We start from the raw sequence: 12,875 nt of genomic DNA, 5'->3' as shown, positions 1-12,875 counted from the left end.
TACAGAATGCCCTGTTATGGCAAGGCTATCCGCCGTCCACAGTGTGGTCTAACTGCTTCCACACTGTGGGCGAGGGAACCGAGTAAACTTGGACGGTGGTAGATCGCAAAGACATTGGCTCCTGGCTCACCGGCCCTGACACCTCGGGCATCTCCAAGTATCCGGGTGAGCGGCTGGGGCTGCCGGAGTCCGGATCCGGCTCCATTGCCCGCGCCGGACGCAGGATCATCGCGCTCATGATCGACTGGGGCATTGCCTTGCTCATCAGCAACTTCGCCTTTGGGGGCGATGCCTGGGCCACCCTGGCGATTTTCGCCGTCGAACAGATCCTCCTGGTGGGCACGCTCGGATACAGCATCGGGCACCGCATCACCGGCATTCACGTGGTGGCAGCCGGCGGCGGAGCGCCAGGACCGCTGGCAGCCTTGGTGAGGTCGTTGCTGCTGTGCTTGGTGGTTCCCGCCGTCATCTTCGATCCGGACCACCGCGGGCTCCACGACAAGGCCATGAACACGTTGCTCGTGGTCCGCTAAGGTGCCCGGAGTCAGACGCGGCTGGTTTCTTTTGCTTCAGGGGTTGGGGCGCCGGCAGCCGTAAGGTGCCCCCGCTTGCCGGCCCAGCGCTCAAACCAGAGGGTGGCAAACGGGAAGACGGCGGAAAGGCCGGCCAGGAGGGCCACTACGAACGGCCAGCGCTGCAGCCGCCAGAGCGCCAGCGCGGCGATCCCGTAGCCCACGAACAAGGCACCGTGGATGGGCCCGGCCACCTGTACGCCAAGTTCCGTGGTGCCGGCAATCCATTTGAAGTACATGCCCACCAAAAGCGCAGCCCAGCTGAACGCTTCGGCGATCGCGAGAACCCTGAAGGCGCGGAGCACGGCGCTCCTCGCGGAAGATCCAACCTGGTCCTGTTTCACCTTGTGCTGTTCCACTTTGTCCTGTCCTGTAGTTCGGGTGGCGGCATTGGCCGGCCATAAAAAAGCCCCGGCCCGGCTTGTAGCCGGAATCCGGGGCGTTTGCTCTAGCGTCCGCGGTTGGGGCGGGCCTTGTAGGGGTCGATGCCCTTGGGGATGGGGAGCCGGTTGCCCAGCGATGCGATCCGCTTGGACACGGCATTCACCTCAAGCTTGGTCAGTTCCTTCTTCAGCTTGCCCATCTTCTTCGCCACCTGGCTGATGGGAACCTGCCCTTCGCCGCGGCCGCTTTCAATGACGTGCACAGTGACGTTGGGAAGAATCCGCGCCAGGCGCTTGCGTTCCGCGTCCAGCAGCGGCTTCACACGGTGCGTGGGGCCTTCGCTGACCAGCACGACGCCGGGGCGGCCGATGGCGCGGAACACGGCGTCCTGCGTGCGCGGGTTGACGGCGACGGGCTGTTCCTCGGTGATCCAGCCGCGCCGAAGCGTTCCCAGCGCCGCGCCGGAGGCGCCGGGCTGGTTTTCGATCTGGGCGAAAGCCGCACGTTCTGCGCGCCGCGAGAGAATCAGTGTGGCTCCCAGCAAACCCAGCGGGATGCCGATGATCAGGCCCGTGATCCAGTTTTCAAGCCAGAAACCCACCAGGAAGCTGACAGCCACCACGCCGAGGAAAACCAGCAGCATCAGCCACGGAACCATGGGGTCGTGGCGGCGGGTCATGGTGAAGACCTCGCCGATCTGCTTGAGCCGGCTGGGCTTCTTGACCTTTGCTTCTTTCGGCTTGCGGGAGAAGAGGCCACGCTTGACTGCGCTGGAGCCAGACGGAGTGGAGTTGCTGGAATCAGGGGATTTCGCCATAGTGACTTAATTCTACGTGACCAAAGCCGAAGGGCCGGCACCGGAGTCTTCCGGTGCCGGCCCTTGGGCTATAAGGAGTTTCCGGGGTCAGGAGTGGGCTGCGAGGAGGGAGCTGGCTTCCTGGCGGGTGGTGCCGGAGGACTCGATGTGGGCCAGTTCCGCGGGGATGTCCCAGCCCTTCTTGCGCATCGCGGTGGCCCAGAGCCGGCCGGCGCGGTAGGAGGAGCGGACCAGCGGCCCGGACATCACGCCCAGGAACCCGATCTCGGTGGCCTCGTCCTGGAGGTCAACGAATTCCTGCGGCTTGACCCACCGGTCCACCGGCAGGTGCCGCTCACTCGGGCGCAGGTACTGGGTGATGGTGATCAGGTCACAGCCGGCCTCGTGCAGGTCCCGCAAAGCTTCGGAGATCTCCTCGCGGGTTTCGCCCATGCCCAGGATCAGGTTGGACTTGGTCACCATGCCCAGGTTCCGGCCCTGCGTGATCACATCCAGGGAGCGCTCGTACCGGAACGCCGGCCGGATCCGCTTGAAGATCCTGGGCACGGTCTCGACGTTGTGCGCGAACACCTCGGGCTTGGAGTCGCAGATCGCGGCGATGTGTTCGGGTTTGCCGGAAAAGTCGGGGATCAGCAGCTCCACGCCGGTGCCGGGGTTCAGTTCGTGGATCTTGCGGACCGTCTCGGCGTACAGCCAGACGCCCTCGTCCTCGAGGTCGTCACGGGCGACGCCGGTGACGGTGGCGTAGCGCAGCTGCATTGCCTGCACCGACCTGGCCACCTTGGTCGGTTCGAACCTGTCCACCGGGGAGGGTTTGCCGGTGTCGATCTGGCAGAAATCACACCTGCGGGTGCATTCGGACCCGCCGATCAGGAACGTGGCTTCCTTGTCCTCCCAGCACTCAAAGATGTTGGGGCAGCCGGCCTCCTCGCACACCGTGTGCAGGCCTTCCTTCTTCACCAGGTTCTTGAGCTGGACGAACTCCGGGCCCATCTGGACCTTGGCCTTGATCCAGTCCGGCTTCCGCTCCACCGGGACAGCAGAGTTGCGCTGTTCAACGCGCAAAAGCTTCCGGCCTTCAGGTGCCAATGTCACAGTAGAGCTCCTTCGGGGGTAGCGACCAGGGCGTCTTCATTCTTGCGCAGTTCTTCGGTGATTCTTGAAACGAGGTCAGCCGGGGAGATGTCATAACCGGTTTCCTGGGCGATGGTTGTGACGCCGGCATCGGTTATTCCACAGGCAATGATCTGCGAATACGGGGAGAGATCGTTGTTGCAGTTGATGGCGAACCCGTGCATGGTGACACCCTCATGGACGCGGATGCCAATGGCGGCAATCTTCCTGTCCGGGCCGTTCGCATCTGCTGCGATCCAGACCCCTGCCCGGCCCTTGATCCGCACGGCCCGGATGCCGTAGTCAGCAAGGACGTTGATGATGACGGATTCGAGGCGTTCGACGTAGTCGCGGATCCCTGCCCGGTTCTTCAGCTTGATAATGGGGTATCCCACAAGCTGGCCAGGGCCATGCCAAGTGAGCTTGCCGCCGCGGTCCACCGGGACCACCGGCGTGCCGTCGAACGGCCGCTCGTGATCCTCCGTCCGCTTACCGGCCGTATACACCGGGGCGTGTTCGAGGAGAAGTACAGTGCTCGGGGCCTTTCCGGCGACGACGTTGTCGTGGAGTTCGCTCTGGATGGCCCAACCGCGGGTGTAGTCGACAAAATCCGGAGCAAGACCCAGCTGTGAAAACTGAAGAGTCATGGCATCCAGCTTAGACCTTGGGCGGCCACGCACCGGGTTTAGTGCTTAAGCTCACCGTGCACCCCGGGCGCTGGCGGCCGGGCCTCCGGCCCCTGTGGATAACTTCTGCGGGCCGCGCCGGATTCGACTAGACATAGGTCATGGAAGATTTGCAGGGAATGACGGCCGCCGGCTACGCCGTCGGGCGGTTGCTCGGCCGCGGCGGCAGTTCCACTGTCTGGTTGGTCCGGGAGGAACGAAGCAGCCGGGAGTTCGCCCTGAAGTACTTCAGTCCCCCCGCCAGAAGGTCATCCCGGGGAACCTCGATGACCGAAGAAGGCATCCGGCGAGAGATCCGCATCCTGTCCGTCCTGGATCATCCGCACCTCATCAAAGCCCACAACACTGTCGCGTTGGCTGCGGAGGGACCGGCCGCACTGATTATGGACTACGCACCCGGCGGCTCGCTCGCCGGCATCGTAGCTGCCAGGGGCAAACTCAGCGTCGGGGAAACCGTGACGGTGCTGACGCCCATCGCCCAGGCCTTGGCGTATTTGCACGGCAAAGGGTTCACGCATGGCGACGTCTCCCCGGGCAACGTCCTGTTCACCGCCCAGGGCAAACCAATGCTGTCCGACGTCGGCATCGCCCGGATGCTGGGTGACCCTGGCCCGGCGGCCAGTGCAGGCACACCCGGATTTCTGGATCCGGCGCCGGTGGACGCAGTTCGGGCAGGCCTGCAGCCCGAACGTGACGTCTATTCAGTGGCAGCGCTCGGCTGGTTCTGCCTCACCGGACTGCCTCCGCAGCGTACGGCGGACCGGCCGCCCTTGTCACTCCTGCTTCCCGGGGTCCCCCGGGAACTCGCCGCCGCCTTGGAGTCCGGACTGAACGAGGACCGGCGGCTCCGGCCTGCCGCCGCCTCCCTCGCCACAGCCGTATACCGGAGCGCATCACCCCTGCCGCTGGACCTGGCGCCTGCAGTCCACCCCACAGTCCTTCCGGCACTGGTAACCCGCCTGCAGGCACCCGCAACTCCACGCAGCGGGCTGGGCGAGCGGGTCCGCCGGCTGCGGCGCCGGCTGACGACGTCGACATGGTCGGGCCCGTTCGTTGCCCCGGGAAAAGTGCCCTTTGGTGAGGCGAAGGAAGTGATCCCTCCGGCCCGCCCTGGGGACCGGGGGAGAGGTCGGCACGCCCCGCCGCGGGGTGGCCGGCAGGTGCGGCGGGCCGCTCTTGCCGGTGCAGCTGCTGCAGCAGTTGCTGCAGCCTGGTGGCTGTCCGGTGCGGGGGTCACCGGCGCCGGACCTGATTCCCCCGCGGAGACGGCTGGCGGGGCAAACACAACCAGCGTCCCCCACGTCCTTCCTGCGGAAACACTCCAGCCCGCCGATCCTTTGGAGGCAGCCAGGCAACAGGCGGCGTCACCCGATCCTGGAGTGGCGGTCCACGGCCTCGCGGTGCTGAGGTCGCTGGCCCTCAGCACGGGACAGCTGGAACTCCTCGATGAGGTGAACCAGCATGGCTCGGCTGCGGCGGCAGCAGATAATGGGATCAGCGGCCGGCTGCGCCAATCCGGCCGCGTCCTGTCCGGCTTCTCCACGACGCTGTCACAGGTGCAGGCGCAGGAGGGCGGAACCGAAGCCGGCACCGTGGTTGCCGTCACCTCAGCCTCGTCCGCCTATGAGGAAAAGGACGCCCAGGGCGTTGTGACCGCAAGGGGAGAGGCCGGGGGCGGGCAACGGCTTCGCCTGGTACTGGTTCTTTTGGACGGCAGGTGGCGGGTCAGCGACATCCTTCCCGGCACCTGATGCCGGCTGATCCCGCGCGCAGGACAGGCTTCTACTCCTTCCCTGCTACCCAGTGCGCGGCCTGGGCGAGTGTGGGATGCTGCCAGGTGAAACCGGCCGAGGACAGCACGGCGGGTTCCAAACGCTGGCTGGCGAGGAGCAGTTCGTCGGCCAGATCGCGCATCACCAGGCGCAGTACCGGGGCCGGGACCCGCAGCGCGGCGGGGCGGTGCAGGGCCTTGGCCAGCGCAGCCACCAGGGCGTTCATGTTTGTGTCCTCGGGGGCGCAGAGGTTGACCGGCCCGGACAGCTGGGAGTCCAGCAGGAAGAGGAATGCTGCCGAAACGTCCGGCAGGGTGATCCAAGGCCAGTACTGGCGGCCGTTGCCGAGCGGCCCGCCAACCCCCAGCCGGATCAGGGGGAGCAGCCTGCCCAGTGCGCCGCCGGAACGGCTGAGGACCACCGCGGTCCGCGCCACCACCACCCGCACACCCGGGGGAGCGGTGGCGGCTGCCGCTTCCCACTCACCACAGATCCGGGCGAGGGTGCCGGCTCCCTGCGGGGCGTTTTCGGGCAACACGGTCTTGCCGGCGTCGCCGTAGTAATTTGCCCCGGACTGGCTGAGGAAGACGGGGGGCGGGAAATCAAGCTGCCGCATGGCGTGGGTGAGCGTCCGCGTGGAGTCCAGCCGCGAGCTGAGAAGTTCATCAACGCGCCTGCGGGTCCAGGGCCTGTCGCCGATGCCGGCGCCGGAGAGGTTGACGACGGCGTCGGCATCGGCGAGTGCCGCCGGGTCGAGTTCGCCGGCCGCCGGGTTCCACCGGACTTCCGTTGCCGATGCCGGCTCGCCACGGACCAGGGACACGACGTCGTGGCCGGCATCACGGAAGGTGGCCGACATATGGGTACCGATCAGCCCGGAGGCGCCGGCGATGACTATGCGCATGGGGTCCATCACACCACGCCAGCGGCGGCGCAGGAACCTCCAACAGGCGTAAGCGGGGGTTGACTATGATCAAACGATGACCTCCTCGAGTTACTTCCGTTACCCGCATCTGCACGGCGATCTGGTCACTTTTGTGGCTGAGGATGACGTGTGGATTGCGCCTCTGCGCGGAGGGCGTGCCTGGCGTGTCTCCTCGCTCCAGCTGCCCGCCCGCAATCCCCGCTTCACCCCGGACGGACAGAGGCTGGTGTGGACCGTGGTTCAGGGAACAGCGCCGGAGGTGGTGTCGGCAGCGGTGGACGGCGGCGACTACCGGCAGCTGACCTACTTCGGCCACGGCACCACCCGGGTAAAGGGCTTTACTGCCAAGGGCTCCATCGTGGTCACCAGCGCCTTCCGCCAGGCCGAAAGCCGCCACACCCACGCCTACAGCGTGCCGCTTGAGGGCGGCTGGGCCGAGGAACTGCCCTTCGGCCCGGTGGAGTCGGTCGCTTTCGGCCCGGAAGTGGGTGACGAGCGCCCGGTGGTGGTGGGCAGCGTGTTGTCGCGCGAACCCGCGTGGTGGAAGCGCTACCGCGGAGGCACCGCAGGAAAGCTCTGGCTGGACAACGACGGCAACGGTGAATTTGAGCGCCTGCTGCCCGACCTTGACGGCAACCTCGCTGATCCCATGTGGGTGGACGGCCGGATCGCATTCCTGTCCGATCACGAGGGTTACGGCAACCTGTACTCGGTCCTTCCCAATGGAAAAGACCTGCGCAGGCACACGGACCACGAGGACTTTTACGTCCGGCACGCCGCTTCCGACGGCAAGCGCATCATCTTCGAGTCCGCGGGCGAGCTCTGGATTCTTGCTGGTCTTGGGTCCGATCCCGTGCGGCTGGAGATCACGCTGGGCTCTGCTTCCCAGTCGCGGCGCCCGGCGCTGCTCAACACCAGCAAGCACCTTGCCGCGGCAGTCCCGGACGGCGCCGGGGCGGCCAGCGCGGTCGAAGCGCACGGCACTATCCACTGGCTGCGCCACAAGGACGGGCCTTCCCGGATCGTTGAAGCAACGCCGGGCGTCCGGGCCCGCCTTCCCAGGCCTCTCGGCAACGGGCGCCTGGCCTACGTCGCGGACCACGACGGCGTCGAAGCGCTGTACATCAAGGACGTTGCCGCGCCGGTGGCCGGCAGGACAACGGAAGCAGGCGTCGTGGGGACATCCGCCCCCGCCCGAGAGTCAAGCAGCGGCACTGCTTCGGTGCCCGGGCAGGACGAATTGGCCGTAGCCTTGCCGCAGCCTGTCCCGGCCGCCGGGGCTGCGGTGCTGGCAGGAGCCGGTCCTGCTCCCGCCGTCCGGGATGACCAGCAGGCTGACGTCGCGCCGGAGAATGCCCCCTCAGCCGCCGCGGCTCCTGCTCCCGCGGCAGCAACCCGCATCGACTTTCCCCGCCCCACCCGCACCAGCTCCCTTGAGGCCAGTCCGGACGGTGACTGGCTTGCACTGGGTACGTCCTTCGGCGAGGTCTACGCAGCGAACACGCGGACCGGGGAACTGACGCTGGTGGCCAGCATCGGTGAAGGCACCGTCACGGATTTGGCATGGTCGGCGGACTCCCAGTGGCTGGTCTGGTCCGAACCCGTGACCTCCTTCGGTTCCCGCAGCCGGCTCCGGCTTGCCAAGGTAACGGATCTTGATTCCGGCCTGGTGGACGTCACCGATGGCCGCTTCTGCGACACCTCGCCCGCTTTCACCCCGGACGGTAAGTTTCTGGCGTTCCTCTCCAACCGCAGCTTCGACCCCGTCTACGACGGGCACTCCTTTGACCTCTCCTTCCCCAGCCCCATCAAGCCATACCTCGTGGCACTGGCGGCTGACACGCCGTCGCCGTTTGGTCCGTCGGTGGATCCGGATGCGGGGGAGGACGGGGCAGGCGACGGAGCCGGGGAACCGAAGCAGGAAGCTGCGGCAGCGGTGCCTGAGGTCGGGGTGGACCCGGAAGGACTCGCCCACCGCGTCATCGGCGTCCCCGTACCCCAGGGCAACTACACGTCCCTGAAGGCAGCCGACGGCGCACTGCTGTGGCTCGACTGGGCCCTCGCCGGGGTCACCGGTGACGGCAAAGCCAGCCAGGACGACAAGGATGCCCGCCCCAGCCTTGCCCGCTTCGACCTCGCCCGCCGGAAACAGTCCACGCTGGTGGAGTCGCTGGACAGCTTCCGGCTCTCCGGCGACCGCACTAAAGTGGTGCTGATTTCCGACAAGCAGGTCAGCGTTGTACCGGCGGACAAGAAGGCTGACGAGGAATCAGGCGAGCTGGTCAAGGTGGACCTTGGCCGGATCCGGGTGATGATGGACCCGCTCAGCGTCTGGGGCCAGGCCTTCGACGAGGCATGGCGCCTGCAGCGTGACTTCTTCTGGACTGAAGACATGGCAGGGCAGGACTGGGAGTCCATCCATAAGCGCTACCGTCCGCTGGTGGACCGGCTGGGTTCCCACGACGACCTGGTGGACCTCCTTTGGGAACTGCACGGTGAACTCGGCACCTCCCACGCCTACGTCCGTCCCGCACCCGTCACGGAGAACGGAAGCCATGGCCAGGGCCGGCTTGGGGCCGACCTTGCCCTCACAGAGAGGGGCTGGGAGATCACCCACATCCTTGCCGGCGAGTCATCGGATCCGCTGGCAACGTCGCCCCTGACGCGGCCGGGCGTCGGTGCCAAGGCCGGAGACGTCCTCCTGGCCATTGACGCCGTTCCGCTGTCCGCTACCGTGACCCCGGCGATGCAGCTGGTGGGGGCGGCCGGTCGGCCGGTGGAGCTGACACTCCTTAACGGCGGAGCCCACGGCGACAGCGCCGGCAGGCAGCGGCGGGTCGCCGTCGTCCCCGTCAAGGACGAGGAGCGCCTGCGGTACCAGGAATGGGTTGCCTCAAACCGCCGGACTGTCCGGGAGGCCTCGGGCGGCACCTTCGGATACCTGCACATCCCGGACATGATGGCGAACGGCTGGGCCCAGCTCCACCGCGACCTCGATACCGAAACAGCGCTTGACGGCCTTATTGTGGACGTCCGGCGCAACCGCGGCGGGCACACCTCCCAGCTTGTGGCTGAACTGATTGGCCGCAAAGTCACCGGCTGGAGCATGCCGCGGGCTGAGAAGCCGCGGACTTACCCGCACCACGCGCCGCGCGGGCCGGTCATCATCCTCGCCGATGAGTTTGCCGGGTCGGACGGTGACATCATCACCCAGGTATCAAAGCTGCGGGGCATCGGTCCCGTCATCGGAACGCGCACCTGGGGCGGCGTGGTCGGCATCGACAACAGGTTTGCCCTGGCAGACGGCACGGGTGTCACCCAGCCGCGATACGCTACCTGGTTCGGCGGCGGTGTGGGCTGGGGCGTCGAAAATTACGGTGTGGACCCGGACATTGAGGTTACCTATCCGCCGCACGCCTATGCAGCCGGACGTGATCCCCAGCTGGAATACGGCATTGGGGCACTCAAGGAGATGGTGCAGGAGCTTCCCACCGACCGCCCGCCGGCACGCGAAGGCTACCGCCGGCTACGCCCTGCGCCGCTGCCGCCACGCGGCAAGGGCAAGTAAACCCTCAGAACGGAAAAGCCCTGCCTGGCCGGAAACGGCCAGGCAGGGCTTTTTGGCGCATGCGCGCTGAAGCGGTTTAGGCCTCGAGCGTAGCGTCCAGGGTGATGTCGATGCTGGCAAGGGCGCCGGAAACGGGGCAGCCGACCTTGGCCTCGGCAGCGATCTTCTGGAACTCGTCTTCGGAAATTCCCGGGATCCGGGCGGACATGGTCAGGTGGCTGCCGGTGATGCCGGTGCCGGGCACGAAGGTGACGTCAGCCTTGGTGTTGACTTCCTCCGGCGCGTGGCCGGCCTGGGCCAAGGCATGGCTGAAGGCCATGGAGAAGCAGGCGGAGTGGGCTGCCGCGATGAGTTCCTCCGGGCTGGTCTTGCCGCCGGCAGCTTCGGTACGGGCCTTCCAGGTGACGTCATAGGTACCCAGGCCAGAGCTGTCCAGCGTGGTGTTCCCGGAACCTGACATCAGGTCGCCGTTCCATACTGTGTGCGCGGTGCGTGTTGCTGCCATAACCACTCCTCAAATCGATTCGAACCGGGGCAGGCTGGTGCCTGGACCCGCCGTTTCCCATCCTAGGGACTTAGCCCCGGGCATGCACAGATGTCCGCTCCCGGTGGATTATGACCACGGTGTTAAAAGACGACGGCGACGCACCCAAGGTGGGGCGCCGCCGTCGTCTGGTCTCCAGCGGGGGGGCAGTTACTGCCAGATGGTGGCGATCGCGATGTTCAGCAGCGCGAGTCCGCCCACGCCGTGAGCCAGGCCCTTGCTGATGTCCTCGCCGTTCTTATACTTCCGGCGGCCGATGAAGGCCAGCACGCCGACGGCCAGGGCGATCACGAACTTGATGCCCAGCTTGACATAGTTTGCGTCCATATCGAGGGCCGGGATCAGCCCCATCAGGGCGATGCCGGTGAGGAGCTGGAGCATGGCGCCGTCGAACTGGCGGGGATGGACTGTGGGCTTTTTCATCTGGCCGATCCAGATGCCCACGATCATGGCCGCGCCGACGATGTGCAGGAAAACCACAATGTTATAGACGATGTTCATGGGACCAGTGTAGCCAGAGGTTCTACAGCTTGTAGTAGCACGGGAGCGGCGCCTCCCGTGCGCTTAAACGCCGACGGCGGCCCAGGCCCTGCGGTGGTCTCCCACCGCTGCCTGTACCGCCGTCAAACGTTGTGCTGCTCTACAGCCCCAAGTCGGCCTCGAAGGCGCCTTCCTCGAGGCGGGCCTTCAGGGTCTGGAGGAACCGGCCTGCGTCGGCGCCGTCCACCAGGCGGTGGTCGTACGTCAGGGACAGGTACATCATGGACCGGATGGCGATCGAGTCGTCACCGTTCTCGTCGGCCACAACCACGGCGCGCTTTACGATGGCGCCGGTGCCCAGGATACCCACCTGCGGCTGGTTGATGATCGGGGTGTCGAACAAGGCGCCGACGGAACCGATGTTCGTGATGCTGAACGTGCCACCGGACAGCTCGTCCGGGCCGATCTTGCCGTCACGGGTGCGGCCCGCAACGTCGGCGATCTTCCCGGCCAGTCCGGCGAGGTTCAGGTTGCCGGCGTCGTTGATGACCGGAACCAGCAGGCCCTTGTCCGTGTCGACGGCGATCGCCAGGTGCTCGGCGTTGTGGTAGGTGATTTCCTGCTTGTCCTCGTCGTAGGCAGCGTTGAGCTTGGGGTGCTGCTTGAGCGCCTCGGCGACGGCCTTGGCGATGAACGGGAGGAAGGTCAGCTTGACGCCGTTCTGGGCCTGGAACGAGTTCTTCGCACGGGCGCGGAGTTTGGCGACCTTGGTCATGTCCACTTCGTGGACCTGCGTCAGCTGGGTGGAGATCTCGAGGGACTCGCGCATGCGGCGGGCGATGACCTGGCGGATCCGCGGTGCCTTCTGCGTGGTGCCGCGCAGCGAGGAAACAGCGGCGTTGGACGCTGCCGGTGCCGCGGCGGGCGCTGCTGCAGGGGCAGCGGCGGGTGCGGCCTTGGCTTCGGCGGCGGCGATAACGTCCTGCTTGCGGATGCGTCCGCCCACACCGGTGCCCGAGAGCGAGGCGATGTCCACGCCGTGCTGGTTGGCGAGCTTCCGGACCAGGGGAGTGACGTAACCGGATTCGGACCCGCCGTTGGACGGGGCGGCCTGGGCCGCGGCAGGTGCCGCCGCGGGGGCGGGTGCAGCCTGCGGTGCCGGTGCAGCCTTGGGGGCTTCCTGGGCCGGTGCAGCCTGCGGGGCAGGTGCCGGTGCGGGCGCTTCAGCTTTCGGAGCTTCAGCCTTGGGGGCTTCCTGGGCCGGCGCCTCAGTGGACGGTGCTTCGGCAGGGGCAGCCGCTGCACCTGAACCGATAACAGCCAGGACAGAGCCGACCTCCGCCGTTTCGTCTTCGTTAACGCGGATTTCCTGGAGGGTACCGGCTACCGGGGACGGAATTTCGGTATCAACCTTGTCGGTGGAAACCTCCAGGAGCGGCTCGTCCACCTCAACGGAGTCGCCCACGGCCTTCAGCCAGCGGGTGACGGTGCCTTCGGTGACGCTTTCGCCCAGCGCCGGGAGGGTAACTTCATGCCCTTCGCCGCCGGCCGCCGGGGCCTCTTGGGCGGCTGCCGGTGCTTCCTGGGCGGGTGCTTCCTGTGCAGGAGCCGGGGCAGCGGCGGGAGCTTCTTCTGCAGGTGCTGCTGCAGGTGCTTCTGCGGCCGGGGCGGCAGAGCCGTTGCCGGAGCCGTCGCCAATGCGTACCAGGGGAGCGCCGACCTCGGCGGTCTCGTCCTCGGCAACCAGGATTTCCTCAATCACGCCAGCTACAGGAGAGGGGATTTCAGTGTCTACTTTGTCGGTGGAGACCTCGAGCAGCGGCTCGTCCACCTCTACCCGGTCACCTACCTGCTTGAGCCAGCGGGTGACGGTTCCTTCGGTGACGCTCTCACCGAGGGCGGGCAAGTTAACGGATTCAGACATGTCGTCCCCGTTCTCCTTATTGATCTTTAGTGCGGATGATTGCTGCCTTGTTGGAAGCCTAGTGCACCCGGCATTCCGTGCCGGGTGCAC

11 protein-coding genes are annotated in these 12,875 nt (G+C 66.6%); 3 read left to right on the top strand and 8 right to left on the bottom strand.

The annotated features are described in order from the left end of the window. The first annotated feature begins 95 nt into the window (after window positions 1-95). Window positions 96-533: an RDD family protein gene (locus tag M1D32_RS11775; RefSeq protein ID WP_458778855.1), complete on the top strand. Its 438-nt coding sequence runs from the start codon at window positions 96-98 to the stop codon at window positions 531-533. Window positions 534-544: 11 nt separating this feature from the next. Here M1D32_RS11775 and M1D32_RS11770 read toward each other — a convergent pair whose 3' ends face one another. From M1D32_RS11770 to lipB, 4 genes are all read right to left on the bottom strand, one after another. Beyond that, the gene (locus M1D32_RS11770; RefSeq protein WP_458778854.1) at window positions 545-931 is read right to left on the bottom strand and encodes a DUF3817 domain-containing protein; all 387 of its coding nucleotides are present in this window, start codon (window positions 929-931) and stop codon (window positions 545-547) included. 89 nt (window positions 932-1,020) lie between these two features. Next, window positions 1,021-1,773, bottom strand: a complete 753-nt coding sequence (locus tag M1D32_RS11765; protein WP_458778853.1) for a DUF4191 domain-containing protein — start codon at window positions 1,771-1,773, stop codon at window positions 1,021-1,023. Between the two features lie 87 nt (window positions 1,774-1,860). Beyond that, window positions 1,861-2,868 carry a lipoyl synthase gene (gene lipA, locus M1D32_RS11760; RefSeq protein ID WP_163163093.1) on the bottom strand — a complete coding sequence of 336 codons (1,008 nt, stop codon included), beginning with the start codon at window positions 2,866-2,868 and terminating at the stop codon, window positions 1,861-1,863. Beyond that, entirely contained in the window at window positions 2,865-3,533 is a 669-nt protein-coding gene (gene lipB / locus M1D32_RS11755; RefSeq protein ID WP_458778852.1) for a lipoyl(octanoyl) transferase LipB, read from the bottom strand. The genes lipA and lipB overlap by 4 nt, the downstream gene beginning before the upstream one ends. 140 nt (window positions 3,534-3,673) lie before the next feature. Between lipB and M1D32_RS11750 the strand changes: the two genes are divergently transcribed. Next, a complete protein-coding gene (locus M1D32_RS11750; protein ID WP_458778851.1) occupies window positions 3,674-5,323 on the top strand; it encodes a serine/threonine-protein kinase in 1,650 nt (549 codons plus the stop codon). A gap of 31 nt (window positions 5,324-5,354) precedes the next feature. On the opposite strand, the gene M1D32_RS11745 is transcribed toward M1D32_RS11750, so the two are convergent. After that, window positions 5,355-6,248 carry a TIGR01777 family oxidoreductase gene (locus M1D32_RS11745; RefSeq protein WP_458778850.1) on the bottom strand — a complete coding sequence of 298 codons (894 nt, stop codon included), beginning with the start codon at window positions 6,246-6,248 and terminating at the stop codon, window positions 5,355-5,357. Between the two features lie 76 nt (window positions 6,249-6,324). Here M1D32_RS11745 and M1D32_RS11740 point away from each other — a divergent pair, with 76 nt between their 5' ends. Next, window positions 6,325-9,837, top strand: a complete 3,513-nt coding sequence (locus M1D32_RS11740) for a S41 family peptidase (protein WP_458778849.1) — start codon at window positions 6,325-6,327, stop codon at window positions 9,835-9,837. A gap of 76 nt (window positions 9,838-9,913) precedes the next feature. On the opposite strand, the gene M1D32_RS11735 is transcribed toward M1D32_RS11740, so the two are convergent. The 3 genes from M1D32_RS11735 to sucB form a co-directional block, all read right to left on the bottom strand. Continuing rightward, window positions 9,914-10,342: an OsmC family protein gene (locus M1D32_RS11735; protein ID WP_163163103.1), complete on the bottom strand. Its 429-nt coding sequence runs from the start codon at window positions 10,340-10,342 to the stop codon at window positions 9,914-9,916. A gap of 189 nt (window positions 10,343-10,531) precedes the next feature. After that, entirely contained in the window at window positions 10,532-10,882 is a 351-nt protein-coding gene (locus M1D32_RS11730; RefSeq protein ID WP_458778848.1) for a hypothetical protein, read from the bottom strand. 139 nt (window positions 10,883-11,021) lie between these two features. Continuing rightward, entirely contained in the window at window positions 11,022-12,785 is a 1,764-nt protein-coding gene (gene sucB / locus M1D32_RS11725) for a 2-oxoglutarate dehydrogenase, E2 component, dihydrolipoamide succinyltransferase (protein WP_458778847.1), read from the bottom strand. Window positions 12,786-12,875 lie beyond the last annotated feature (90 nt).

The sequence above is a fragment of the Arthrobacter sp. D3-16 genome (assembly GCF_054408515.1).
This window is presented reverse-complemented; position numbering and strand designations above follow the sequence as displayed.

Coding starts and splice junctions, on each gene's coding strand:
- M1D32_RS11765 (WP_458778853.1), bottom strand. CDS start 1,773: ATGGCGAAATCCCCTGATTCCAGCAACTCCACTCCGTCTGGCTCCAGC.
- lipB (WP_458778852.1), bottom strand. CDS start 3,533: ATGACTCTTCAGTTTTCACAGCTGGGTCTTGCTCCGGATTTTGTCGAC.
- M1D32_RS11750 (WP_458778851.1), top strand. CDS start 3,674: ATGGAAGATTTGCAGGGAATGACGGCCGCCGGCTACGCCGTCGGGCGG.
- M1D32_RS11745 (WP_458778850.1), bottom strand. CDS start 6,248: ATGCGCATAGTCATCGCCGGCGCCTCCGGGCTGATCGGTACCCATATG.
- M1D32_RS11740 (WP_458778849.1), top strand. CDS start 6,325: ATGACCTCCTCGAGTTACTTCCGTTACCCGCATCTGCACGGCGATCTG.
- M1D32_RS11735 (WP_163163103.1), bottom strand. CDS start 10,342: ATGGCAGCAACACGCACCGCGCACACAGTATGGAACGGCGACCTGATG.
- M1D32_RS11730 (WP_458778848.1), bottom strand. CDS start 10,882: ATGAACATCGTCTATAACATTGTGGTTTTCCTGCACATCGTCGGCGCG.
- sucB (WP_458778847.1), bottom strand. CDS start 12,785: ATGTCTGAATCCGTTAACTTGCCCGCCCTCGGTGAGAGCGTCACCGAA.